The 23,758-nt window shown below is 63.1% G+C and carries 20 protein-coding genes and 1 pseudogene; 6 read left to right on the top strand and 15 right to left on the bottom strand.

Annotated elements, in window-relative coordinates; all coding sequences use genetic code 11:
- Window positions 1–7 precede the first annotated feature (7 nt).
- Genes RTCIAT899_RS19540 through traA form a run of 3 tightly spaced genes read right to left on the bottom strand, consistent with a single transcriptional unit; the run spans window position 8 to window position 5,035 of the window.
- Window positions 8–1,171 (bottom strand): conjugal transfer protein TraB, encoded by a 1,164-nt coding sequence (locus tag RTCIAT899_RS19540; protein WP_015341949.1) that lies wholly within the window; start codon window positions 1,169–1,171, stop codon window positions 8–10.
- On the bottom strand, window positions 1,161–1,727 hold the full coding sequence (gene traF / locus RTCIAT899_RS19535) for a conjugative transfer signal peptidase TraF (protein WP_081598417.1): 567 nt from the start codon (window positions 1,725–1,727) through the stop codon (window positions 1,161–1,163). Before traF ends, RTCIAT899_RS19540 begins: the two co-directional genes overlap by 11 nt.
- Window positions 1,724–5,035 carry a Ti-type conjugative transfer relaxase TraA gene (gene traA / locus RTCIAT899_RS19530; RefSeq protein WP_015341947.1) on the bottom strand — a complete coding sequence of 1,104 codons (3,312 nt, stop codon included), beginning with the start codon at window positions 5,033–5,035 and terminating at the stop codon, window positions 1,724–1,726. Before traA ends, traF begins: the two co-directional genes overlap by 4 nt.
- Window positions 5,036–5,291: 256 nt before the next feature.
- On the opposite strand from traA, the gene traC reads away from it, so the two are divergent.
- The 5 genes from traC to RTCIAT899_RS19505 all read left to right on the top strand — a co-directional run bounded on the left by traC (window position 5,292) and on the right by RTCIAT899_RS19505 (window position 9,058).
- A complete protein-coding gene (traC, locus tag RTCIAT899_RS19525) occupies window positions 5,292–5,588 on the top strand; it encodes a conjugal transfer protein TraC (RefSeq protein ID WP_015341946.1) in 297 nt (98 codons plus the stop codon).
- A gap of 4 nt (window positions 5,589–5,592) precedes the next feature.
- Window positions 5,593–5,808, top strand: a complete 216-nt coding sequence (gene traD / locus RTCIAT899_RS19520) for a type IV conjugative transfer system coupling protein TraD (protein WP_013984766.1) — start codon at window positions 5,593–5,595, stop codon at window positions 5,806–5,808.
- Complete coding sequence (gene traG / locus RTCIAT899_RS19515) at window positions 5,801–7,774, top strand: Ti-type conjugative transfer system protein TraG (RefSeq protein ID WP_015341945.1); 1,974 nt, start codon at window positions 5,801–5,803, stop codon at window positions 7,772–7,774. The genes traD and traG overlap by 8 nt, the downstream gene beginning before the upstream one ends.
- A gap of 364 nt (window positions 7,775–8,138) precedes the next feature.
- A complete protein-coding gene (locus tag RTCIAT899_RS19510; RefSeq protein WP_210273583.1) occupies window positions 8,139–8,597 on the top strand; it encodes a thermonuclease family protein in 459 nt (152 codons plus the stop codon).
- Between the two features lie 203 nt (window positions 8,598–8,800).
- Complete coding sequence (locus tag RTCIAT899_RS19505) at window positions 8,801–9,058, top strand: WGR domain-containing protein (RefSeq protein ID WP_015341943.1); 258 nt, start codon at window positions 8,801–8,803, stop codon at window positions 9,056–9,058.
- 32 nt (window positions 9,059–9,090) lie between these two features.
- On the opposite strand, the gene RTCIAT899_RS33840 is transcribed toward RTCIAT899_RS19505, so the two are convergent.
- The 4 genes from RTCIAT899_RS33840 to RTCIAT899_RS19490 form a co-directional block, all read right to left on the bottom strand.
- Window positions 9,091–9,264: a hypothetical protein gene (locus tag RTCIAT899_RS33840; RefSeq protein ID WP_167540210.1), complete on the bottom strand. Its 174-nt coding sequence runs from the start codon at window positions 9,262–9,264 to the stop codon at window positions 9,091–9,093.
- 317 nt (window positions 9,265–9,581) lie between these two features.
- The gene (locus RTCIAT899_RS19495) at window positions 9,582–10,073 is read right to left on the bottom strand and encodes a hypothetical protein (protein ID WP_015341941.1); all 492 of its coding nucleotides are present in this window, start codon (window positions 10,071–10,073) and stop codon (window positions 9,582–9,584) included.
- A 323-nt stretch (window positions 10,074–10,396) separates the two neighbouring features.
- Entirely contained in the window at window positions 10,397–10,561 is a 165-nt protein-coding gene (locus RTCIAT899_RS33835; RefSeq protein ID WP_015341940.1) for a hypothetical protein, read from the bottom strand.
- Window positions 10,562–10,885: 324 nt separating this feature from the next.
- Complete coding sequence (locus RTCIAT899_RS19490) at window positions 10,886–11,194, bottom strand: DUF736 domain-containing protein (protein WP_015341939.1); 309 nt, start codon at window positions 11,192–11,194, stop codon at window positions 10,886–10,888.
- Window positions 11,195–11,639: 445 nt separating this feature from the next.
- Here RTCIAT899_RS19490 and RTCIAT899_RS33955 point away from each other — a divergent pair, with 445 nt between their 5' ends.
- Window positions 11,640–11,816: a hypothetical protein gene (locus tag RTCIAT899_RS33955; protein ID WP_015341937.1), complete on the top strand. Its 177-nt coding sequence runs from the start codon at window positions 11,640–11,642 to the stop codon at window positions 11,814–11,816.
- 7 nt (window positions 11,817–11,823) lie between these two features.
- Here the strand turns inward: RTCIAT899_RS33955 and RTCIAT899_RS19485 are convergent, their stop codons facing one another.
- The 8 genes and pseudogenes from RTCIAT899_RS19485 to RTCIAT899_RS19455 all read right to left on the bottom strand — a co-directional run bounded on the left by RTCIAT899_RS19485 (window position 11,824) and on the right by RTCIAT899_RS19455 (window position 23,635).
- Window positions 11,824–12,750 (bottom strand): ArdC family protein, encoded by a 927-nt coding sequence (locus RTCIAT899_RS19485; RefSeq protein ID WP_015341936.1) that lies wholly within the window; start codon window positions 12,748–12,750, stop codon window positions 11,824–11,826.
- Window positions 12,751–13,050: 300 nt separating this feature from the next.
- Window positions 13,051–13,638, bottom strand: a complete 588-nt coding sequence (locus RTCIAT899_RS34490) for a hypothetical protein (protein WP_028753474.1) — start codon at window positions 13,636–13,638, stop codon at window positions 13,051–13,053.
- Window positions 13,639–14,002: 364 nt separating this feature from the next.
- Window positions 14,003–14,410, bottom strand: a complete 408-nt coding sequence (locus RTCIAT899_RS33950) for a hypothetical protein (RefSeq protein WP_028753475.1) — start codon at window positions 14,408–14,410, stop codon at window positions 14,003–14,005.
- A pseudogene (locus tag RTCIAT899_RS34105) lies at window positions 14,407–14,716 on the bottom strand (hypothetical protein). Before RTCIAT899_RS34105 ends, RTCIAT899_RS33950 begins: the two are co-directional and overlap by 4 nt.
- A 38-nt stretch (window positions 14,717–14,754) precedes the next feature.
- Complete coding sequence (locus RTCIAT899_RS19470) at window positions 14,755–15,639, bottom strand: DUF7007 domain-containing protein (RefSeq protein ID WP_015341933.1); 885 nt, start codon at window positions 15,637–15,639, stop codon at window positions 14,755–14,757.
- Window positions 15,636–16,112, bottom strand: a complete 477-nt coding sequence (locus RTCIAT899_RS19465) for a hypothetical protein (protein WP_015341932.1) — start codon at window positions 16,110–16,112, stop codon at window positions 15,636–15,638. The genes RTCIAT899_RS19470 and RTCIAT899_RS19465 overlap by 4 nt, the downstream gene beginning before the upstream one ends.
- A 92-nt stretch (window positions 16,113–16,204) precedes the next feature.
- Window positions 16,205–17,989 carry a ParB/RepB/Spo0J family partition protein gene (locus tag RTCIAT899_RS19460; RefSeq protein WP_015341931.1) on the bottom strand — a complete coding sequence of 595 codons (1,785 nt, stop codon included), beginning with the start codon at window positions 17,987–17,989 and terminating at the stop codon, window positions 16,205–16,207.
- Window positions 17,990–18,541: 552 nt separating this feature from the next.
- Complete coding sequence (locus RTCIAT899_RS19455) at window positions 18,542–23,635, bottom strand: DEAD/DEAH box helicase family protein (protein ID WP_041678072.1); 5,094 nt, start codon at window positions 23,633–23,635, stop codon at window positions 18,542–18,544.
- Window positions 23,636–23,758: the final 123 nt, after the last annotated feature.

Here is a 23,758-nt window from a genome sequence, read left to right as displayed (position 1 = left end):
TGGGCAATCAGGTGTTGAAGGAAAAAACAATTGGCTTGGCAAAGAGCCGTGCCCAGGCTTTGACGCTGGCGCGCTGAATGGCGACGATGGATGTCCCTTGCGTCCACCAGCCATTGCCGACCGCGACGATGAGATCAGGATCCTCGAGCATGGAGTGCAGGACCGGCCAGACGATCAGTTGCTCGTAGCAGATCAGCGGCGCTATCCGATGGCCAGCGGCAGTCGCAACCGGATTTTCGAAAAAATGCGCCCGCGCACCGCCGCTCTGACCGAGCAACGCGCGCCACGGCTGCCACATCGAACCTGGAACGGGCATGCGCTCGCGATAGACGATCCGCGCGCCGTCGCCGGAGATCGCGACCAGAACATTATCGTATCCGCCCGCATCGATGACGGCAGCGCCGGCGATGACGATGGCGTCAGTTTCTCTCAAAGCTCGCACCCAGAACCGTCCGACGGTCGGCGTCCAGAAGCCCAGGGAGCTTTCGGGAAGAATAATGGTGCGTGCGCCGCCCAGCACCCGATCCTTCACCGTGACAATCAAATCACGGTGACGCTCAAAGCTGGCGTCACGGCCCAGCGATGCGCCCATTTCAAGGTCGACCCCCTGCCACGATTCAGCTAGTTTCGGTTCGTCCCAGGTTGCGGCGGACCAGATCCAAAAGCCTGCCAGGACAATCGCGACAGCTGGCCACATGCGGGTTACGAGGCCCATGAGGCCGGCTGTCGCGGCAACCAGTCCCCACCATCCCCACCCTGGAAACAGTACGCCCGCGGCAGTGATCGGATGAGCCCAGCCGGGGATGCCGAATGGCGGAATGGCCATGAGCAAGCCTGCCAGGAGATAGTGACACGGACGAACACCCTTCCTCTTCGTCCAGAGGACGGTGTGCACGATGACGAAGCCGGTGGACGCACAAAGCCAGAGCAATAATCCAGGCCAGAGGTCCGACGAATAGAAGTTGGCAACACCCTGTGGCAGACCGCGTGACGCAGCGAGGAAATAGCCGGCAGAGACAACCGCGGCGGTCAGTCTCGTTCGCGCCAGCGCCCAGAGAACCGGAAACGTGAACGCGGCCGGAAGAAGCAGGACGTGGCCACTCCATCCCACCGTCCCGGCGACGACTGAAACAGCAATCAATACTATTGGCTGGAGCTGCTCACGGCGCATAGGTGAGCACCGGTTGCGCCAGGCCGAGGATTCCGGACGCGGGCAGGGGGCCGAAATAGCGGGAGTCATAGGAGCTCCTGAACGGCGAATGGAGAAAGACGCTTTCGTCAGGCACGACGCCGCCGGGAAACGGCGTCATCGCCCGGCCATTGCCGTCCCGTTCAACCAATTCGGAAAAAGCGATCGGGCGCCCATCGATCGTCACGCCGGCGCCGATTTCGACATGCTGCCCAGCGACTGCGACGACGGTCTTGATGAGCGGCGCAACGCCGCCTGGGCAGGTTCCGGACCGGAGATAACCACGCTCTCTCGCCTGCACCATCGCCACCGTTTGCGGAGGGCAAATGAAAACCAGATCCCCGCGAGCTGCCGGGCGATCGAGCGCCACGATACGCCAGAGGCCGAGGGGCTCGCTCGGCGTCAAGTTGATGCGTAAACCGCCGACGACTGCAGCAGCAACTCCGCCGCCAACGATGGATATCGCCAGGGCCAAGAGCACGACTGCACGGGTCCTTTGAGCGGCTCGCGTACCGAACGCAAACACGGCTGTTTTCATTTGAGCGAGAGCCCCTGGCTCTTCGTCTGACGCATTGTCTCCGCGTGTTTCAGCGCCTCGGTCGTGCGCTCATGCGCGGCGAGCTGCTGCACCGTCCGCATCATATTCCACGCCGATTGCACCTCGGCCTTCTGTCCAGCCGTCATTCCCGACGTGACGGCATTGAAGGTCTGTCCATTGGGGTCCTTTGCAGTAAGCGACAGGAACGTTCGCTCGCCGAACCGCTCCGATACCGCCTTGGCGAAACCCTCCAGTTCCGCCTTCACCATTTTGTCGGCGAGCGCATAGTCGAGGCCGGCGGGCAGGTCGTTGCGGTCGATCGCATCGCGAACGCGCTCGAGGGTCTGCTTGGCACTTTGCGACAGCGCGGGAATATCGATCGAGACCTTCAGACGGACAGCGCGTTCTTCGACCTCGAACTTCCGTTCCGCCTCCGCCCGCTGGCGCAGATAGCGCTCAAGGTTGCGGGCCAGCGCCGGCGCATTCGTTTGCGCCTTTTCCCGCTCCTCTCTGTCGGAGCGGCTGGCGAGTATCCCGGTCTTGCCCTTCAGCGCGCCGAAGTGTTCGGGCTCCGTCCGGAGCTTGGCCAATGTGGATTTCTGAGCGGTCTCGTCCTTCAGTATCGCGTCGACGTTGACGGCTTTGAACGCACTTTCCGGCTGGGCGTAGACGAGGTGGAAGCGGGTCGAGACCTCCTCCCATTGCTTCTTCAATCCTGGATCGGCAGCGACCTTGTCCTCGATCGCCTGCTCGACCGATTTGGCGAAGGTTGTGATGCCCGAGACCATCGGCTTTGCCTCCTTGGTTCTGTTTTGGGTTGGGGACTGCGCGGCGACGCGGACAAGCCCGAGCTTGCCGGCGATGGCCGCAAGGCGGACACCGAGTTTGGCAAGTTTTTGCTTCTGACCGACGACCCATTCCAGCCGGTCGCGAACCAGGGTGCGGGCGACATTGGCGAGATTGAGACCGCGGGCTTCTGCAAACCGAAGCGCCTCGCGGTAAAAGGCGCTCTTCTCGTAATCGAGCGTCGTTTCCTTCGCATTCCTTCGCGACAGGATCGGGATCAACCCGCCGTTCTTCGCGAAGGATCTGCGGCCGTAATAGACGGCCAGATCCTCGCGATGCCGGGTCATCGCGACATAGGTGAGATGGCGGTCGAGCGAAAGGGAAGCGAGCACCTTGACCTGGTCGACCGTCGCACCCTGGCTCTTGTGGATCGTCGTGGCATAGCCGTGATCGAGGTTGTTGTAGAAGCGCTGTTCGACCAGCACCTGGCGGGCATTCTCCCCATCGCCGATCCGCGCGATGATGCGTCCCGCTCCAACCTCCATGACCTTGGCCAGCATGCCGTTCTTGACGCCCAGCGATCCCTCGTTCTTCAGGAACACGATCTGGTCACCGACGGCGAAGTTGCGTTCGCCGTCGGCGGTCTTGAACATGGTTCCCTGATCGAGAACCCCGCGTTCGATGAGTTTGATGCGCGCCATCTGGTTGAGCATGTGAACGTCACGGCGCAGATGAGCGAGGATGAGCGACGTCTTCGCCGGATTGTAATCGCGGTCCCAGGCAGCGATGAGGTTGTCGACGGCGTCGGCTTTGAGATCCGACCCGATGACCCTGCCATTGGCGCGATAGGCGTCGACCGCCTTGCCGACCTTGCCGCGTGCAAGATCAAGCGAGGCGTCACGCATCCATTGCTGGCGCTGGCGATAGATGGTTTCGAGTTCGGCATAGCCGATGCGATCGGCAATGGCGCGAAAGGCGGCACCTGCCTCGATCGGTTGAAGCTGCTCGGGATCGCCGACGAGAACGAGCTTGGCGCCAGCCTTCGTCACCGCTTCGACGAACAGCGCCATCTGCCGAGATGACACCATGCCGGCCTCGTCGAGAACGAAAACCGTCTTGCTATCGAGCTGATCGCGGCCTTGGTTCCAGCGCAGCTCCCATGACGCAAGCGTGCGCGAGATGATGCCCGCTTCCTTCTCCAGGCCCTCGGCCGCCTTGCCGGCAAGTGCGCCGCCGACGACGTGATAGCCGGCCGCTTCCCAGGCCTCACGCGCCGCCCTCATCATCGTCGTCTTGCCGGCGCCGGCGCGGCCGATCACAGCCGCGATCCGCTCAGGTCCCGCCACATGTTCGATCGCCGTTTTCTGCTCGTCCGAAAGACGCTCATGGCGCTCGAATGTCGCCGCCAGCACGACGTCGCGAACACCATGCGACGACCGCTGGGAAAGCCAGACCGCTCGATTGGCCATCTCGGCTTCGAGCCGGATCATCTCGCGCGTCGTGTATTTGGCCGGCACTCGGATGCCGCTGGCAAGGTCGATCCCTTCGCGCTCGATGCGGAAGGTTTCGGGGCAGAGCAGGATCCGGACCATCAGGCTTTGGAATAACGCCGCGTCATCGACATAGCGGTGCAGGATCTTTGCGACGTCGCGCTCGTCAAAGACGCTCTTCTCGCGCATGATCAGGGCAAGGACGAGCTCAGGATTCCTGTCGATCCGCCTGACGTTTTCGCTCCGCCTCGCCTCCTGCAGATCGAGGCGTTCGAGCTCGACCGGCTCGGACGCAGCATCGGATTTTCGTTCGATCGCCTTCGTGCCGACGCCGAGATGGATGGTCGGTTCCAGGTCAATTCCCTGCTTCTCGAAGGAGCGCCCATCGACGCGGATGTCGAGACCCGCAAGCGCCAGGTGCCGGTTCTGGCAGGCAAACCAGCCGTCGCGAAATGCATTGAAATCGTCGATGCTCCCCGCCCAGAGTTCATAGACGATCTTGCCGGCGTCGTTGCGGATCGGATTACCGTCCGGTCCTGTTACCGCGATCTTCTTGGCGCCAAAACCGTCCGCGGTCAGCGGCCGCAAGGTGGTCATCAGATGGACATGCGGATTGCCCGGTGCGTCGTGATAGACCCAGTCCGCCACCATGCCCTTCGCCGTGATGTGCTGCTCGACGAAATCCCGCACCAGCGCGATATTTTGCTCGGGCGTCAGTTCGAGCGGCAAAGCAATCGTGACATCCTTGGCGAGCTGCGCGTCGGAGCGCTTCTCGAAATCTTCGACCATGTTCCAGAAGGCTTCGGAGGCGCCGGAAACCGATCGGTCCGCAATCATCGAGCGCAGCCATTCCGGCGCATCGGCAGGGATGACGAACTCTTCGTGGAGCAAGCCCTGCTTGCGGGTGTAGTCGATCGTCCGCGCCTCGCGCTCATACTCCATCTTGGCGCAGTGGCGGTAGGCCGCCGACAGAACCGCGCTGCGGCCGGAGCCGCGGGCGACGACGCTGACGGAGAAATGGGGGACGGCCACGGCGGAATTCTTTCCCGGTTGCGAACAATATCAATGGGTTCGGTCCAAGAGCCCCGGCCCCGCCAGAGCCCTAAAGCAGGGCGTCGCGACAGCGACGTATAATTGCGCCCTTCGGATCCGCTCCTCCGGAACGGCCGGGATCATTCCCCAAAGCTTGCGCCTTGGCGATTGCATGATCCGCCTAGTGCGTTCCGCACCTCGATCGGAAAGACTGGCCTCGCAAGACCAAGCTTTCTCACCCAGGAGACGTCAGCCCATGAAGAAGCCATCCTCGAAAATCCGCGACGAGATCGCCAGGCTCCAAGAGCAACTCAAGACGGCCGAGACCCGGGAGGCCGAGCGCATCGGCAGGATCGCGCTCAAGGCAGGCCTCGGCGAGATCGACGTCGATGAGCCAGAGCTGCAGGCAGCCTTCGAGGACCTGGCGAAGCGGTTTCGCGGAGGAAAGGTCGCGGCGACCGGAGGGAAGAAGGGGGGTAACGCCGGCGAAAGCAGCGCATCGTCCACGCAGGACGCGGCTGGCGCGACTGCGGGCGGGACTGCTGAGGCTTGAGCGGATGGCGCGCACGGCAACATCCGACGCCCGCAAGAAGGACACGCGGGAAAAGATCGAGCTTGGCGGCCTCATCGTCAAGGCCGGGCTGCGTTACGAGAAGCGGGCGCTGCTGCTCGGGCTCCTCATCGATGCCGCTGGCCGCCTGAAGCAAGACCAGCAGGAGCGCGTTCGGCTCACTGCGATTGGTGCTGCGGCGTTCGGAGAGAGCGATGAATAGGATCCTTCTATACGTCGCACCCTGCGCATTGATGATGCTGACGGCGATCGGCATGGCGGGGGTCGAACACTGGCTTTCCGCCTTCGGCAAGAGTGATGCCGCAAAACAGATGCTCGGCCGGACGGGCATCGCTCTACCCTATGTCGTCGCCTCCCTCGCCGGCATCGTCTTCCTGTTTGCGAGCGCCGGCTCGGCAAGGATCAGGTCAGCCGGTTGGGGCGTTTTCACGGGCGCGATCGCCACGCTCGTCGTCGCGATCCTGCGTGAGACGATACGGCTCTCCGCGTTCCGGGGCGAGGTGCCGGCCGGCAAGTCGATCCTGAACTATCTCGATCCCGCAACGACGATCGGCGCGGCCGCCGTGCTGATGTCCGTGTTGTTCGGCATGCGGGTGGCGATCGCCGGCAACGCCGCTTTCGCCAGGTCCGAGCCGAAACGCATTTACGGCAAGCGGGCTCTGCACGGCGAGGCCGACTGGATGAAGCTGTCGCAAGCCGAAAAGCTGTTTGACGCGGATGGCGGCATGGTCATCGGCGAGCGCTACCGGGTCGATAGGGACAGCGTCGCGGCATACGCGTTTCGCGCCGACAGCGCCGAGACGTGGGGAGCAGGCGGGACCTCACCACTGCKCTGCATCGACGGCTCGTTCGGCTCGTCGCACGGCATCGTCTTCGCCGGCTCCGGCGGCTTCAAGACGACATCGGTCACGATCCCGACGGCGCTCAAATGGGGCGGGGCGCTCGTCGTCCTCGACCCGTCGAATGAGGTCGCTCCGATGGTGTCGAAGCACCGTGGCGACGCCGACCGAGATGTCTTTGTCCTCGATCCGAAGCGCTCGGAGATCGGCTTCAACGCGCTCGACTGGATCGGCCGGTTCGGCGGAACGAAAGAGGAGGATATCGCCTCGGTCGCCTCCTGGATCATGAGCGATAGCGGCGGCGCGCGCGGCGTTCGTGATGATTTCTTCCGCGCCTCGGCCTTGCAGCTGCTGACAGCGCTGATTGCCGATGTTTGCCTCTCCGGCCACACGCCGGAGAACGACCAGACGCTTCGGCAGGTGCGCAAGAACCTCTCCGAGCCGGAGCCGAAACTGCGGGAGCGGCTGCAGTCGATCTACGACAACTCAGACTCGGACTTCGTGAAGGAAAATGTCGCGGCTTTCGTCAACATGACGCCCGAGACCTTTTCCGGCGTCTACGCCAACGCGGTCAAGGAAACACATTGGTTGTCCTATCCGAACTACGCCGCCCTGGTCTCGGGTACGAGCTTTACGACGCAAGATCTTGGAGAGGGAAAGACCGACATCTTCATCAATGTCGATCTCAAGACGCTGGAAACGCATTCGGGCCTGGCGCGCGTCATCATCGGCTCGTTCCTGAACGCGATTTATAATCGCAATGGGCAAATGGAGGGCAGGACTCTCTTTCTCCTCGATGAGGTCGCGCGCCTCGGCTACATGCGCATCCTTGAGACAGCCCGCGACGCCGGTCGGAAATACGGCATCACGCTCCTCATGATCTACCAGTCGATCGGCCAGATGCGCGAGACCTATGGCGGTCGCGACGCGGCAAGCAAATGGTTCGAAAGCGCGAGCTGGATTTCCTTTGCCGCCATCAACGATCCCGAAACCGCCGATTACATCTCGCGCCGTTGCGGCATGACGACGGTCGAGATCGACCAGGTCAGCCGCAGTTCTCAGGCGAGCGGATCGTCTCGCACACGATCGAAGCAACTGGCCGCCAGACCTCTGATCCAGCCTCATGAGGTCCTGCGCATGCGTGCCGACGAGCAGATCGTCTTCACGGCGGGGAACGCACCGCTGAGATGCGGCCGTGCCATCTGGTTCCGGCGAGAGGATATGAAGAGGTGCGTCGGGACGAACAAGTTTCACCAGCTCAAAGGCAGGCCCGACGCGCATCCGATCGAGCCGGCGCGCAGTGCAACGAGCAAGGCCGATCGAGCATAATGAAGAGTATCGGAGAAATCAGCATAGCGGCCGCCCAACGGGCGGGATTTCCGGAATTCTCGTCGTGCGAGGGGCGGGAAACAGCGCAGCCGCAGGAGCCTCAACATGGTGGCCCGAAGGGGAGGCGGGACCGACTGCGCCCCGCCTGCGCACACCATCCTGCCGGCCCGACTTCAGGTCGGGCCGTAAACGCAGATGAAACCAGGTCCGAGATAGCTTGAGGCAAACAGAAGAGGACGGGCAAGTGGCGAAATCGAATGTGGTTCCGTTAAGAAGGCCGCGGAAGTCCGGCAGTAGGAATGATCGATATCGCCTGCGGGGAAAGTCACCCCAGTCCGGACAGAAAGGTCCGCGCACATCGCTGATGGCGTTGATCTCAGCCATCATTGTTGCTGCTGGAGGCTGGTTTGCCTTCGGCGGCGGCGATCTCTCTGGCGTACTCGCTTTGGCCAGAACGCCGGCGGCAGATAGATTGGCGGCCGCGTTTGCGTTTTGCGGCGAGAGCGCGCGCATGAACTGCGTCGTCGACGGCGATACCTTCTGGTTCGAGGGCCAGAAAATCCGCATCGCGGATATCGACACGCCGGAACTCAGCCCGCCGCGCTGCGAAGCGGAACGCATCAAGGGCGAGGCGGCGAAGGCACGCCTGCTGGCGCTGCTGAATGCCGGCAACTTCTCGCTTTCCGCTGGCTTGCGCGATGAAGACAAGTATGGTCGCAAGCTCCGGACCGTAACACGATCCGGGCACTCGATCGGGGACAGACTTGTCGATGAGGGCCTCGCCAGGCGCTGGGACGGTGCCAGACATGGATGGTGCGGCTGAGGACCCGCGAGAGGATCGTTGCCGGATGGCCGAAACCGCCCGGCGGGTTCGGGGAGCGTGAGCGAGTAGAGCCGTGCGCCGAAGGCGTCTCGCACCAAGCCTGTCTCGTCCCCTCGCTTATCATCACCGTCGTGAATCGATCAGCGCCGACCGATTCATAAGTGTCGTTGGACGCGTTTCCCGGGATCGGCGATTCTACCCTCATGATCGCGCAACCCTACCATCTTTATGTCGAACGCACCGATGTAGCGAAGAACATGGCGCGCTATTATGCCATGTCAATCGAGCCGAACCTGTTCGGGGACGTCTGTCTCCTGCGCAAATGGGGCCGCATCGGAAGCAAGGGACAGATGATGATCCATCATTTCGGTCGGGAAGAGGAAGCTGTAGACCTGTTCCTCGATCTGCTCCGACGAAAGCGCAAGCGCGGCTATCGTCCGCGCGCCTCAGTGGCACAATGAGAACGGCCCGCCGAAGCGGGCCGTAAGGCGCCTCATCGGCGCAGGTTCCAATCGGTCTCGAACGACACTTCGATGTCAACGAAGAACGGGATCTTGATCGCAAGCTTCAGTGCGAGCTTGCCCTTGCGGAAGAAGTGGCTGATCACCTTGCCGAGGGCGCGGAGTTGGCGGCCGGTGGCGGCGAGGAATTGAGCGAGCTGTTGCATGATGGATCTCCTTGTCGATTGCGTCATTGCGGGGATCGACAGCAGACCGGGAAGCAGGGTTGCACCTTGCAAGGCCGAAACGGATGTGGAGGATCTGGCGGCGCCTGAATTTTGACGCGCGAGGAGCCGCAGAATGCGGCGGGGAAAATTCCGGCGGCGCCAGGTTGCGGCCGGACGGACGGGCTGCAATATCCCCGATGAGAGATGACAGCTTGTCGACAAGGAGACGTTGAACTGGTCGCGCTCGCTGCTATCGAAAGCTTGCCAATGCCCTCACGCAGCCGCTCTCGCCGTCCGCGGAAATCGCAAAAGCCGCCTCAGGAGCTTTCGTACGTTGTGTAGACGACACGGGCCGCATGAATGACGATGCCTGTTTCCTGGCGGATATCCCTGACGATCGCTGCCAAGGAACCCAGTTCGGTCTCGCACATCGCGACCAGCCTTGGATAATCGATATCGACGCCGTCGCAATCCGCCGACAAAGCATTGGTCCAACCGCCACCGTTGATGCGGTATTCGTGCGTGTCGAAATCGATCTCGAGCTCATCCTGCAAGTTGATGGTGAAACGCTCGAACATCTCGTTCTCGCCTGCGAGCCGATAGGCGGCATAGTCGTCGTCGCCGGCAAGAACGCTCCGTTCCAATGCCATGATGGTGCGGAGGCGAGCGTGAGCCGCATCGAGCCCTTCGATCAGGCGGTCATGAAGCGCTCGTGAAAACGTGGTATCGCAGCCGAAGCGGTTTGCAAGCACGACGAGCCGGAAACCGGAAAGCTTCGTGTGGAGCATAAGGTTCTGATCCGTGGTCATGATGTGATCTCCTTCATCTTGATGACGGAGATCGGCCACTCCGTGGCAAAGAGGGGTCAAGGAGCGCGGAACGCGACTTGCAAGCGGGGGAGCCGATTTTTCGGGTAGCGCAGCGACGGAAAAATTGGGGGAGACCGCGCCGTTCTTGACGCCGGATTTGCTGGAGTAAAATGGGACGTCAGAGAGAGAAGAGACCCGCGGGCCAGAAGGGGCCGCGACCGTATCCGGCGGGAGCCGGCGCGAGTGTCGAGGGGTGAAACCCCCGACAGCCGATAAGCCGGTCAATCCGGCAAACCGGCACACGTGCCGTAGAAAGAGCCGCCTCAAAAAGGCGGCTCGGCCACGATCGCACCCTCCTGTTCGGCAAGCGTCACGGCCAGATCAGCCTGGGCGAGTTCAAGCTCGGCCTCGATCTGGCGGCGCTCGGCGGCATCGCAGGCGTTCCTCAGTTCAGCCCGCAGTTCTTCGATGTGCTGTTCGATCGTCATCGTCTAATCTCCTTGAGTTCGTGAAAGACGAGACCGCGGGGCGGGAGGAGATGACGGGGTCAAGGAGCGCGGCAGCGACCGGCGGAGCCGGCGCGTGGGGGAGCCGATTTTGTTGGAGCGCAGGTACGAAGCGGAGGCAAAATTGGGGGGAACCGCGCGTCCTTCGACGCCGACATTTTCTCCCGACACGATACCCCGATCTGAGCAGACAATTGTCCCTGTCCGTATCGCACCGAAAAAGCCGGCGGCAGGCTCGATGCCTGCCGCAGGCTTGTCTCTGTCACCGGTTTTGACCCCGCCTTTCGGCGGGGCCTTGTCCGGGTCTCAGTCCCGGTTGGGGCGGGACCAGATCAGCTGGTAGCCGTCCTCGCCTTCGACCTCGGTGAGCGTTGCGTAGATCGGGGCGGGGAAGCTCGGATCGTCGAGCTTGACCGAGAGGTAGTCGCGGTCCTGCTCCGAGCGCTTCTGCCAGGCCGCGCCCAGCTCGACATTGCCTGCGTAGATGCGGAAGTGCGGGCCCTTGTCGGAGGGGTTTTCGATGCGGGCGATGCGGGCCTTGACGTTGAGGGCGAGCGTGCGGATCGAGCCGTTGAAGCCGGTTTCGGAGGTGGTGAAGGTGCCGATGGTTGCCATTGTCGTATTCCTTTGCTGTTTCGGGCCGCGCCCATCGCGGCCTCGATGGCTGTCGCAAGGATCGGGGACGATCGGACCGCACCTGAAAGGCCGGAATGAAATGGAGGGCGGCCAGGAGAAGCTTTGTTGCTTCGCGAGGAATGAGCGCATCGCGCTCAGGGGAAGAAAGTTTCGCAAGGCCGTTGCGGGAAGACGATCGAGGTGAAGCCGGTCTTCGATCAGACATGCCTCATCGAGCCCGCGAAGGTCGTGGCCTGGTGCAGTAGTCGAAGGGATATGGCAATGGCTGCCAATCCACGAATGCCCGTCCGACCGTTACAACCATCGCTCCGCTGTCCTGTCCACATGCCAGACCCAAGCCTCGCTGAACCCCCGAGCGTAGGGCGTTGCATTGCCCATCCTCCGCGCTATCGTCGCGCCTTGCGATTCGTCGCCGGGAGGATTTATGCGTCAGCAGACAAAACCGTTTATCGTCGAAATCAAGCCGTCCCGGAAGCTCAAGCCGATTGCCCGGAAAACCTCGATCTGGGGCAAACTGGACCTTGCAACTGATCGTGACGCGCCCACCGCGGCTGACGACCGAGAGTTGCCGGTCGCTGGCGAGACCAACGACCGGCGCTGACAAGTCGTTACGCAGCAAGGCGCTCGTCGGCTGAGTCGGGCTGCAGCGAATGCAGGAACGTTACGGCCCGTTGCGCATGCGCTGCCGCCTGGAAGATCGCCCGTCTGTCGTCGGTCAGGACCTTGAGCCAGGAGTCAAGATAGGACGCGTGATCGGGTCGTGGGTCGAGTTCGGGAACAATGCCGAGGTCGGCGCAAAGGAAGCAACTGCCGAGCTCGGCAATCAATTCCTCGCGCGCACGCTCGCTCTTGTCCTTGGCGTAGCGGCTGAGGTCGCGACCGACACGGTGGTCCGGCGCGGTCCAATGGGTGACCTCGTGACTGAGGGTTGCATAGTAGCTTGCAGCGTCCTTGAAGCTCTCGAACAGCGGCATCTGAATGAGGTCGGCGGCCGGCGAGAAGAAGGCCTGGTTGCCGCCGTGGCGAATGGAAGCGCCGGTGTTGCGGAAGAACCAATCGGCATGCTCGATGCGCTGGACCGGATCTGGAACCGGTGCGGGCCGCTGATGATTGTAGTGGTCGGGAAGTCCGTCGATCTGCTCGATGTTGAACACGCTATACGCCTTCAGGAAGGGGATTTCCCGCTCGACTTCGCCGCCGTTCCCGTCGGTTTCGGACTTGGTGAACCGGCTGGCGAAGACGACGGTCGTGCCGGTCTCGCCTTTGCGCACCGCGGCGCCCAGTTCAAGGGACTGCTTGAACGTCATCCATGTGGATGACGTATAACCCCGTGCGATGCCCTCCGACCATAAAAGCAGTACGTTGACGCCAGAATAGGGTTGCCCGTTGTAACGCAGCGGCCGGGTAATGCGGCCTGCCGTGTTCGCCGCATTCCATGGTTTCATCCAGGGCCGCACGCCCTTCGCAAGATCTTCGATGATCTTATCGGTGATGCGGGTATAAAGATCGCCCCTCTGATTTTCTGTCGTGCTCATATCAAAACCTCCGTTTCGAGGCCGCGCCCGTCGCGGCCCGTTGCGGAGGGTCGAAGGCAGGAGCAGGTCAGTCGGCGGATGCACCGGAACGGCCGCAACAAAGTGGAGGACGGCAAGGCCGTTGCGTCCGCCGGCGGCTCCTGCAGACCCGACGAACGGAACGGGCTGCGCTGCGCGCGCCATCGGCTTCATTTCATTTTGCTCGTTTCCGCCTCCGCGACACGAAAAAAGCCGGTCCCGCCATGGAACCGGCCGTTCTTGTGTCGACTGAAAAGCCGGGCGGAGCCCCGCCCGAGCTATCTAATCGAAGGCTGAGATTTGCGCTTCGGCCGCCTTGCGGCTGAGCGACGTGCCCGGCTGCTCGACCGGCCGGTCGAAAGGCTTCCAGGTCTCGCCGATGACCTGGGCATAGGCAGCGACGGCACCTTCGGCTGCCATTCTGAGCGAATGGGCCTGTATGCCCATGTCGGCGGCAAACTCCCGCTTACGCTGGGCGGCGCTGTCATAGCCGACGGGGCCGTCGAGGTCCTCGTCACGGGCATCGTTCGCGGCCTTGGCCGTGGCATCGCGCGCTTCGGTGACGGCGCGGCTGTAGAACTGGCCGGCGCCATGGGCAGAACCGACATAGGCGCCGACGATCCGCTGCAGGTGGATCTGCATGGCCTTGTCGCCAAGGCCATCGCCGAGCGCATCGGCTGTCTCGATGATCAGGCGCTCATGCAGGTCGCGGATGCCGTCGCTGTCGATGACGGCGGTCCCGAAACTCTCGGCGATCTTCAGCGCCTGGCTGGCGTCGGGGCAGGTGAGCCGGACCATTTCGACGGTGGCGCCCTTGCGAAGTTGCACGACGCGTGGGGATTGGCGAGGAGAGGATGCGGGCTTGGCCATGGTCGTTTCCTTTCGAGGTCGTCCGAAGCGGCTGCGGCCCATGCCGGCTTGCCCTTCGGTGCGGTCAGCCCGAACCGGCGGAAAGACGGGCGCTTCAGGGTCCGGCCCCACCTGGACGAGCGGAGCCGGTTTGCGTGCGAAGAGGGCAAGCTGCCCTCGACGGAGCACGCGAGCCTGCTCCGAGAAGGACGGCGGGGTCCGGCCGCACCGCGGCGCGACAGCGGCCTTGAAGCGCACGGCCGCCGGTTCAGACCGCAGCAAAACCGAAGGGCAAGCCGGCGTGGAGAGGGAGACGACGTCCTCGAAACGAAACTGGAGGCTCCCCCGCAAACTCCGTCTTCCCCACGCGGGCGTGAATGCTCCCCTACCGCTCGGGCGGCTTGGGCAACCGGTAGGATTGCAGCCAGCTCGGACCGTGCGAGTTGCGAAGGCCCCGCAGCAGACCGCCGTCATCATGCGGCGGACCGCCCATCCACGCATTGCTGAGGATCGATTTCCAGCGGCGGCCATGCTTGGCGGCATAAGCCTGAAGCGCCGCTTGCTGATCCGCCGTCAGGGGCGGCATTACTTCATGGCGAAAACGGGCAACACGCGTCTTTGGCGAGGCCTCGGACACTGCTTCCCTGGCCGCGATCAGGCGCCTGAGTTCCGCAACCCCCGCGTTGACGCAGGCTTCGCCCTCGAGGTGATGGAACTGGCGCCAGAATGCGGTTCTCTCGGCTGGCGATGTGCCGATACCGGCTTTTCGCTCCAGTTCTCCGATCGTGCTCATGGCGACGCTCTCCGGGCGGTTGCGACGGGTGGATCGGATTCTACTCGCACCCGAAATGCCGTGATTGCCGCGTCCTGCCGGGCAAGTTTTCGGGTAAGCGCGTCGAGCTCGGGCTGGCGCTCGGCCGTCAGAGCTGCCAGGTTCGCGCGGTAGCGTTCGAGGAAGGCGCCCCGGCTCCGGCGGCTTGCCCCGGCGAAAGCCAGCCTGACGTCGGCCAAGCTGCGGAATGAGCGCTGTCATGCGGCGCGTAATCTGCCGCTCGATGAGAGCGAGCTGGTGCTGTGTCTTTCGCCGCGCCGCTTCCATTCTGGCAAGCGAGCCGGCCTGTCGTTCGGAACTGGCCATTACGACGCCCTCCCACGCCAACCGGCGAAGCTGGAGGGTCCGTCATAGACGGCATGCCTCGCCTCATCGATGACAAAGCCGAAGCGGCCGATTGCATACTCATCGCTCGGCACCAGGAAGCGACGCTCTTTCACGCGCTCGCCGCGCTTGCCGCCGATCGTGGCGATCACCTCGGTCATGCCGGCGTTATGGTCTGACCGTAGCGCCGAGATGACGATCCAGTCGCCAGCGTGCTGCCGCGCGAAGGCTCGGGCATCCTTCTCGTAGCACTCGCCGGGTGCAAGGGGGCGACCGGAGATCGCCTCCCAGACATCCGGCCAACTGTCGCGGATCGTCTTGTCCGAGCACTTGCGTTCGTAGGCCGTGAACAGGTCCGGAAAGGTCAGGGCGACGACCGCCCACGCGGCATCCTCCTCGTACCAGCCGCCGTCTGCCCTCAGCATCGGATGGACCCTGGCGTTGCGAGCAGAGGAGAGTTGGAAGCCGCCATGGCCAGCCGTTGTGTGGGAGACGATGCCGTCGGCGTAGACGGTGGCGCTCTGCGACGCACCCCAAGGCGTGCTGCAGGTCATTCGCACGCTCTGTCGGGAAAGCAAACCCAACTCGCGGCTGCGTTCCGCCTGTTCGATCATACGGTCGCGAAACGCCGCTTCGTCGGCGACCGCGCCATGGTGGGAATAGAAATCATCGCGCTTCAGCGCGGCAAGCGGCCGCGACACCCGCCATGCACTGGCGAGCAAATATTGCCCGCCACCGGCAGGAACCATTGCGAAGACGAGATCGCCGATCCGCGCGACAGCCATGTCGTCGGCGGCTCTGGCGAATTCCACCCCTAAATCTTCAGGGGTGGAGGCCTCTATTTGGGGCGTGTGTGCCGGGTTCATGCCGCAGCCCTCCCTTCCATGTGATCGGCAGCAATCTCATCCTCAGTCACCTCGTCGAGAACGGCATGAGGATAGCCGTGCTGGGTGAGCCATTCCTCGGCCGCGTGCCGATCAACGGCGAGATGCACGAGCTCGGCATTGGCGCCGGCGCGATCGAAAACGCGAACCGATCCGAGCGGCGGCCGCTCGATCACTTTGAATGTCAGCGTGCTCTCGAGCGAGAAGGTGCGGTGGATGCGGATGGCGATCACGCCACTTGCGCCGAGATCGCCCTCGTGAAGCGTAAAATTGGGCGACAGGCTCGTGGCGCCGAGGCTGCGCTCGCCCTCCTTGCGGACCAGCCGGCCCTGACTGTTCCGGGTCTTCCAGGCGGCGAGCTTCTTGCTGAAACGCTCGGGCGGTCGGGGAGTGCCATCCGACCAGGCGACGATGGAACCAACAGGGGCGAGGTCATAGATCAGAGACGCGGACATTTGCGCATCCTCCTTTGAGTTTTGATGGTGGTGGAAACGAAACCGCCGCCGGGGCGGCCGGCGGCGGAGGTTCATGCGGAGAAGAGGGTCTGCTATTCCGCCGCGATCGCGTAGGCGGTTTCCTCGTCGCTGGAGGGGTCATCATTTGTCGTCACCGCATCAGCGTCAGGATCCCCGTGATCCAGATCCTGTGCGTCTGAAGCGTCGGCGTCGTTGCGAGCGTCCGGCTGCGCATCGCCGCCGATATCGCCGATCGCCTCTTCGACCGGGGCATTCTCCTCGTCGAAGCAATCGCGATGTTTCAGGAGATCGGCGATGTCCTTCGGGTCAGGCGCAAACAGCGCCGCCGGATGGACGAAGGTTGCCTCAGTCGATGTGAAGTGGTCGACGAGGGCTGCGCGGGTTTCGCGGACCCGCGCCCGGGGCTGGAGGTTGGCCTCCTTTGCCGCAGTCTCCAGGGCCTGGCGCGACAGGCACAGAAGGAAGTCCTCTGTTCCCATATTCGGTAGGAAGCCTTCGGCGCCGATCGCCTCGCCGGCGATCCTCGAGACGACGCCGCTGTTCGACATACCACGGCGGCAAGAAAGCACGTCGATGAGGACCGAACGGGCGGCGACACGCACGCTGTCCATATCGACCGACAGCCTGCCATCGGCGGAATAGAGGCGCGCGGCATGACGTTGGAACCGCCTCAGTCCGAACATGGTGTCGTTGGCGCCGGAATCGACCCGGACATTGGTGCCGGCAAAGGCCATGACCAGGAGAGCCATCAACATGTCGTCCTCGATCGGCGCGCGGGCCAGCGCCTCATGCAGCGCATCGGTCCGGAAATCACCGATCATGTCGAAGCCCTTCTGCGTGACGTCGGGCCTTGTCTTTCCGGCGACCGCCGCCTCGTCGTTGGCCTCCTCCGTCCCATCGGCCGCGGTGCCGGTCTGGCCGGCGGACTTCCTGACCTCCGGCATCCGGTAGTGAACGCTCTGCACCTTGCCCTCGCGATCGAGGTACATTGCGGTGCAATCGCCTTTGCCTGGCTTGCCGTAGACGCGTTCGGCCTTCTTCGGCAGGTCCGGCTGGCCCCAATTGTTGACCTCGACGATCGCACCCTTCTTCGGCAGGTTGCTTGCCATCCACTCCTGCTGGGCGCCGAGGAACGCCTCGACATTTGTGGTGTAGCGATTGTCCTGATCGGCCGGGCCGAACAGGTCCTCGGACCACTCGATACCGTAGGCCAGGCGAAGATCATCGCCGAAGCTTGCATCGCGAGCGTACATGCGGGTTTTCGACAGCCCGTTGGCGATCTGCCACCAGGCTGCCGTATCGCCCTTCTTCGGCTTGTGGGCTTTCCAGACCTCTTTCTGCTCCTCGGACGAGGCAGCGGCGATCGTCCTCAGCTGCTGCTCGTTCGGCATGTCTCCCTTCGCCATCTGGTCGAGCATCGAAGGCAGAACGTTGGCGAGCAGACGGAGCTTGCGGATCTGGCGGACGGGGAGGGCAAGCGCTACGGCGATCGCCTCCTCGGTCCAACCAAGCGCGACCAGCCGCTCGATGCCGCGCCATTGGTCGACGGGGTTCAACGGCTCACGCGCGATGTTCTCGATCATCGAGCGCATGGCGCCATTGTCGTTGGCCGCCTCGACGACGATCACGTCGATTTCCTCGAGACCGGCGGCGACCGCCATGCGTGTGCGCCGGTGACCCGCTTCAATGACGTAGCCGTTGCCACCGGCTTCCGGGAAAATGACGGGCGGCTGGATAACGCCTACAGCCTTGATGGTCGCCAGAAGCAGGGCGTCGGCCTGCGGCGTCGACTTCGACTGACGCGTGTTGTCGGGGTTGTCCTTCAGCGCACGCGGATCGACCTTCATGAGTTGCATGGGATGCTCCTTCTCGGGGATTTGGACACGGCCCTTCTGCCTGTCCTTCTCGCGTCTTCATTTTTCCGAAGACATCTCCCGGACCGCGGAGCGGGCGGCCGGGTGCAACTGCGGCCGAGCATTGCTGCCGCGAAGGACGAGCGGGGCTGACAGCCCTGCGAAGGCGAGTGGCCGGGATGCGGAGGCGGCGGTTGAGCGGAAGCGGCGACCGGCGAACTGCTCTGCGACGGTTCCTCTTCCTTCCTTCCTTCCTTTCTCCCTTGCTACCTTCTCGTGTCGGCGGCAGAAGCGGCGGCTTGCACGCGACTGGACGTCGATTTTGATAAGATGGAAAATAAAAAAATGGGCCAGTGGAAACCGCGGCCCTTGAAGTGTGAAGGTCAATAAACCTCCAGAGGGGAACAGCTGCTGCGGCGGCACTGGGAGGAGAGGCCGTCATGTGCATCAGCTGCGTGCAGTATGAACATTATTTGAGCAGACGGAAGTCATTTATTGTGCAATGCAGCTATGCACATGCTGCACCGCATCCAAAAGACCGCAATCGGCCGATGGTCAAGCTGCCTCTGGCCTGACGGCCGCTTCCTCGCGCGCCGGAGTCGCCAATTCCTCCTCAACGTCTCGAAGCTGCCGCCGCTTGTCGGTAAGCTCATCTGCAAATGCGAATACGCCGCCTTCGCGCGAGCGATAGGCGCCAAGACGCCGCTCGGCTTCATGCAGTCGATGCCGATACCGCGCCTGTTCATCATCAAAGCCTGCAAGCGCGTGCTCCAGCCGCGAGATCGCGCCGATCGGCGTCACGGTGACGGCAAGATCGACCTCCTGGGTGGCGCCGGTACGCTGGAGGAGGGTGGCGTAGTGATAGCCGTCACCCTTACCGAACCGCTCGCCGGAATAGATCACATCGAAGCCGCCGATCGAAGCAATGGCGACATCACCCTCCTGTTGAAGCTGGACGAGGGTCAGGATTTCCTTCATCAGCGCCCGGCCGGCAAGCTTACGCTCCTCATAGGTCTCGCCCTTGACCACCATCACGAAGGCATCGCCAGCAGTCGGAATGAGCTGTTCGATGTCCCTGGCAATCTCGCCGATACGCCGGATCGAAACCTCGATGTCGCGCTCGGCATCACGGATCTGCCGGCGCACGGCATACTGATCGTCATCATGAGCGGCGCGCAACCGTTCGAGCCGGGCAATGTCGGCCTCGAGCCCCGCCTTCTGCATTAGCCGTTCGTCACCGCTCGCGATCGCCTTGGCCATGGCGAACTGGTTGGCGGCTCCTTCGCCGAGGTCTTCCAAGCGGCGAATCGAAGTATCGCCTGAAAGTGCCGCGGCAATGAAGCGGGCCTTGCGCTCGTTGTTCTGCCACATAGCAGCGTCGAGCGAGCCCTGGGTGGCATAGGCGAAGATATCGACCTCGTCATGCTGATTGCCCTGGCGGACGATCCGGCCCTCGCGCTGTTCGATCTGCGAGGGCAGCCAGGGAACGTCCAGATGATGCAGCGCCTTGAGGCGAAGCTGGGCGTTGACGCCGGTCCCCATGGTTTCGGAAGAGCCGATGAGGAAGCGGACCTTGCCAGCGCGCACGTCGGCGAACAGACGCTGTTTCGCCTCGCTCTTCTTGTAATCCTGCATGAAGGCGATTTCGGAGGGCGGAACGCCCATCCGGACGAGTTCGTCGCGGATCCATCGATAGGCGGAAAAGCCTCTCGTCTTCTCGACATTGATGGTGCCGAGATCGGAAAAGATCATCTGCGCCGCCCCGGGCAGATCGAACTGCTTGCCGTCCGGTCGCACAAACGTGCTTTGCGACGTTTCCCGCCAGATGCGGAAGGCGTTCTGAACGAGCAGGTTGAGTTTGTTGTCCGGCTCGTTGTCGTTGTCCGCATCGACCAGGCGAAGATCTATGGCAGCATGGCGACCGTCGGTGATGACGGAGAGCAGGATATCGTCGCCGGGCTGTGCCGGCCCCTCGCGCATCTCGATCGCCTTGATACGGGCGTCGAGGATCATCTGATAATTCTTGAAGGCCTGCGTCGGTTTGGCTGTCAGGATCTGCCGGCGGCCGGTCGAGATATCAGGCACCTTGACGTATTCGCGAAGATCCTCCGGCATGACCACATCGGCGAAGGACCGAAACATCGCGATCAACTCCGGCACGTTCACAAAGGAGGCAAAGCGGCTGACGGGCTTGTATTTGCCTGATGGCTGGATCTCCAGTTCCGTCGTCGTATCACCGAAGGTCGAGGCCCAAGCGTCGAATTCATGCAGGCCGCGTTCGGCGAGCGCCGCGTGCCCGAGCAGGCGTTGGACCGAGAACATCTCTCCGAGCGTGTTGGTGATCGGCGTGCCGGAGGCGAGAACCAGAGCCCGGCCGGGATTCTTCGTCTCGATGAAGCGGGACTTGACGTAGAGGTCCCAGGCACGCTGCGATCCATTCGGATCGATGCCTTTCAAGGTCGACATGTTGGTGGCGAAGGAGAGCTTGCGGAATTCCTGCGCCTCATCGACGATGATCTGGTCGGCGCCGATTTCGGAGATCGTCAGCAGATCGTCCTTGCGGGTGGACAACGCCTCCAGTCGTTCCTTCAGCCCTTCCTTGAGCCGCTCGAGACGCTTGCGCGACACGCGATCCTCACTGTCGACCTTGGTCAGCAGCTCCTCATAGAGCTCGAGCTCATCCTGGATCATCTGTTGCTCGAAACTCGACGGCACGGCGATGAACCGGAATGCCGAATGGGTGATGATGATCGCGTCCCAGGTCGCCGTCGCCGCCCGCGACACGAACCGAGCGCGTTTGTCCTTGGTGAAGTTGGTCTCATCAGCGACGAGAATGCGGGCGTTGGGATAGAGCGCCAGGAATTCGCGCGCCGCCTGCGCCAGGCAATGTCCCGGGACAACCAGCATTGCCTTGGCGATCAGCCCGAGCCGACGCTGTTCCATGATCGCGGCCGCCATCGTCATCGTCTTGCCGGCGCCGACGGCGTGGGCGAGATAGGTCGAGCCCGACGAGATGATGCGCCAGATGCCACGCTTCTGGTGCCCATAAAGAACAAAGGCGCCGGAGGCGCCAGGAAGGTTCAGATGCGAGCCGTCAAACTTTCGAGGCGCGATATTGTTGAAGCGATCGTTGTAGACCCGCGCCAGCCGGTCGGTGCGATCGGGGTCGGTCCACACCCAATTCTGGAAGGCCGTCTTGATCTTCTGCAGCTTGTCGCGGGCGGCTTCGGTGTCGACGACGTTCAGCACCCGCCGCTCGCCGTCCGCATCCTTGAACACGTCGAAGATCTGCGGCACCCGGCTGTTCAGCGCATCGGCAACCAACTCGCCGGCGTGGCGTCGGTCGGTGCCCCATTCGGATGTGCCGGCCGCCGTCCATCCGAGTTGCCGCGCCTCGACCGTCCATGAGCCGAGTTCCGGCATGTGTTGGATCCTGATCTCCGCGCCCATCGTCTCGTGGACGAAGTCGACGATATCGGCCGCCGGAATCCAGGGGGCACCTAGCCGGGCGGTGATGTCAGACGGGCGAAGGTCGGCGGGCTGCACCGCCTGAAGCGCACGGACGTTTCGCTCATAGGCGGCATCGAGCTCGGACGCAGCTGCCGCGGCGGCAAGTTTGGTGCGCACGGCGCCGGAAAGATAGGCGTCCGAAGTTTGCCAGGAGCCGTCGGTTGGATCGCGGAAGATGGCGTCACCGAGCGCATCGAGAACCGCATCCAGGTCGCAATGCAAGAGCTCGGCGATATGATCGAGGTCGATGCGCCCGCGCTCGTTGAGGACCACGGCCAAGGCGTCGGCGGCGGAGGTGATGACGGGCGGGGAAGGGGGCGCGATGACGCGTTCTGAGAAAATCGGCCCGGGCCTGGCCGTGTCGGTTTCGAGGTCATAGTCCTCGATGGAGGCGACCAGCCAGCAGTCCGGATCATCGCGAAATGGCAGAAGGTTCGGCTGGCGATGGGTCTCGCGAACCTCCCCCGTCGTCTCATCCTCGACGATCGAAACCGTGGTGTGGTTGATTGGGCCGAAATCGCGCACGAAGTTCGACCAGGCGATGCGCAGCCGCACTTGGCAGTCCCGCCACGGCCGGTCCAGTTCCTGGGCTTTCAGGACCTCGCGCACGGCATCGCGGATCGGGATCAGTTTGCGAATGATCCGGACATGCTTTTCCGAAATTCCCTCGCCGCTGCGTGCCTTGCGCACCAGCACCGCGACAGGCGCGCCATCGACGACCTGCATGAGACCATGTCTGACGTCGACTAAATAGCTGCCTTCGCGCACATGGGCATTGTCGGGACTGAGATCGACGATCTCGGCAAGCTCATCCTCCAGATCGATGTCGATGGTGGCCGGCTCACCGTCATAAAGGCCTTCCGGAAGAAGCGCGACGGCTGCCGTCAGCGCCGCGTCGAGCTCCTCGCCGGCGCGTGGCCGGCACGTATAGGTCTCCCCGAAGGGGCCGGGGGTCAGGGCATGATCGCCGAGCACGAACTCCGGATGCTGCGCGAACCACCTGTTCACGCGGATCGCCCCCTCGTCCTCCACAGCCGGCCGGACTTCCGCCAATTCAACCCAGGAAAGGTCGCCTTCTGACTCGCCTGCCTTGCGCTTGCGGAAGAAGAGGATGTCGACCACGACATCCGTGCCGGCGTCACGCCGAAAACTGCCTTCAGGCAGTCGGATCGCGGCAATCAGGTCGGCGGACTTGGCAATATGCTCGCGGGCAGTGCGATCGGCCTTGTCCATCGTGCCGGCGCTGGTGACGAAGGCGGCCATGGCGCCCGGTTTCAGGAGATCGATCGATCGGGCGATGAAGTAATCGTGCAGCCGAAGACCGAGCGAACGATATTGCCGGTCAGAGCGAACCGTCCGATCGGAGAAGGGCGGGTTGCCGATGGCAAGATCGTAGATCGCATTGAGGTCGGTGCGCGCGAAATCCCCGTTGATGATGCGCGCCTTCGGCTGCAGCAACTTGACGATGCGGGCGGTGACCGGATCGAGCTCGATGCCGGTGACGTAGCTCAGTTGGCGATACTGTTTCGGCATCAGCGCCGGAAACAGGCCTGTTCCGATCCCCGGCTCCAGCATGCGACCGCCGCGCCAGCCGAGACGTTGAATGCCCATCCAGATTGCCCGAATGACGAATTCGGGGGTGAAGTGGGCATATTGCGTGCAGCGGGCGAGCGACGCGTATTCCCCCTCGCTGACAGCTGTTTCCAGCGAGTTTCCGAGATCGTCCCAGCCTATGCGGAAGTCGGCTTCTCCCGGCCGGCGGAACATGCCGTTTGCCAGCTCGCCGGCGCCGAAACCAGTGAAGCGGATCAGCCTCGCCTGCGCGCCCGGGGTCGCCGGCAGGTTCAACTTCTCGATTTCGTTGGCGGAGAGGATGGCCGCGACATTGATGCGTGCTCGCTCCTTCCAGGTCGCGGCGAGCTCGCGGTCGCCATTGTCCAGATAGAAGTTGGCGCCCTGCCCTTGCTTTCGCGGGACCGGCCGGCTGGCCGCCGGCACAGCCGGCGCAGGAGAGGGCGGCGTCGGGTTAGGCTCGTCGTCGTTGGCGGCAAAACCACCGAACGCAGTGACGCCAAGACCAAGTCCTGATGACAATGCGCTGCTACCAAACATATCGAGGATAAAGGGATCGGTGCTCATCGAAAGCTCCTTGTGAGCGAGCGTCATCGATCCGCCGCAAGCGGCAGTCGAGGAACGCGAAGGGGTGGAGGAGGCCGCCTGCATGGGCTGCGCGGCTATCGTGGGCCGAGCGCGATTTCTTCG

Source organism: Rhizobium tropici CIAT 899 (genome assembly GCF_000330885.1).
Classification (GTDB): Bacteria; Pseudomonadota; Alphaproteobacteria; order Rhizobiales; family Rhizobiaceae; genus Rhizobium; species Rhizobium tropici.
The sequence above is the reverse complement of the archived record's forward strand: the minus strand, read 5'-3'. Positions and strand labels throughout refer to the sequence as shown.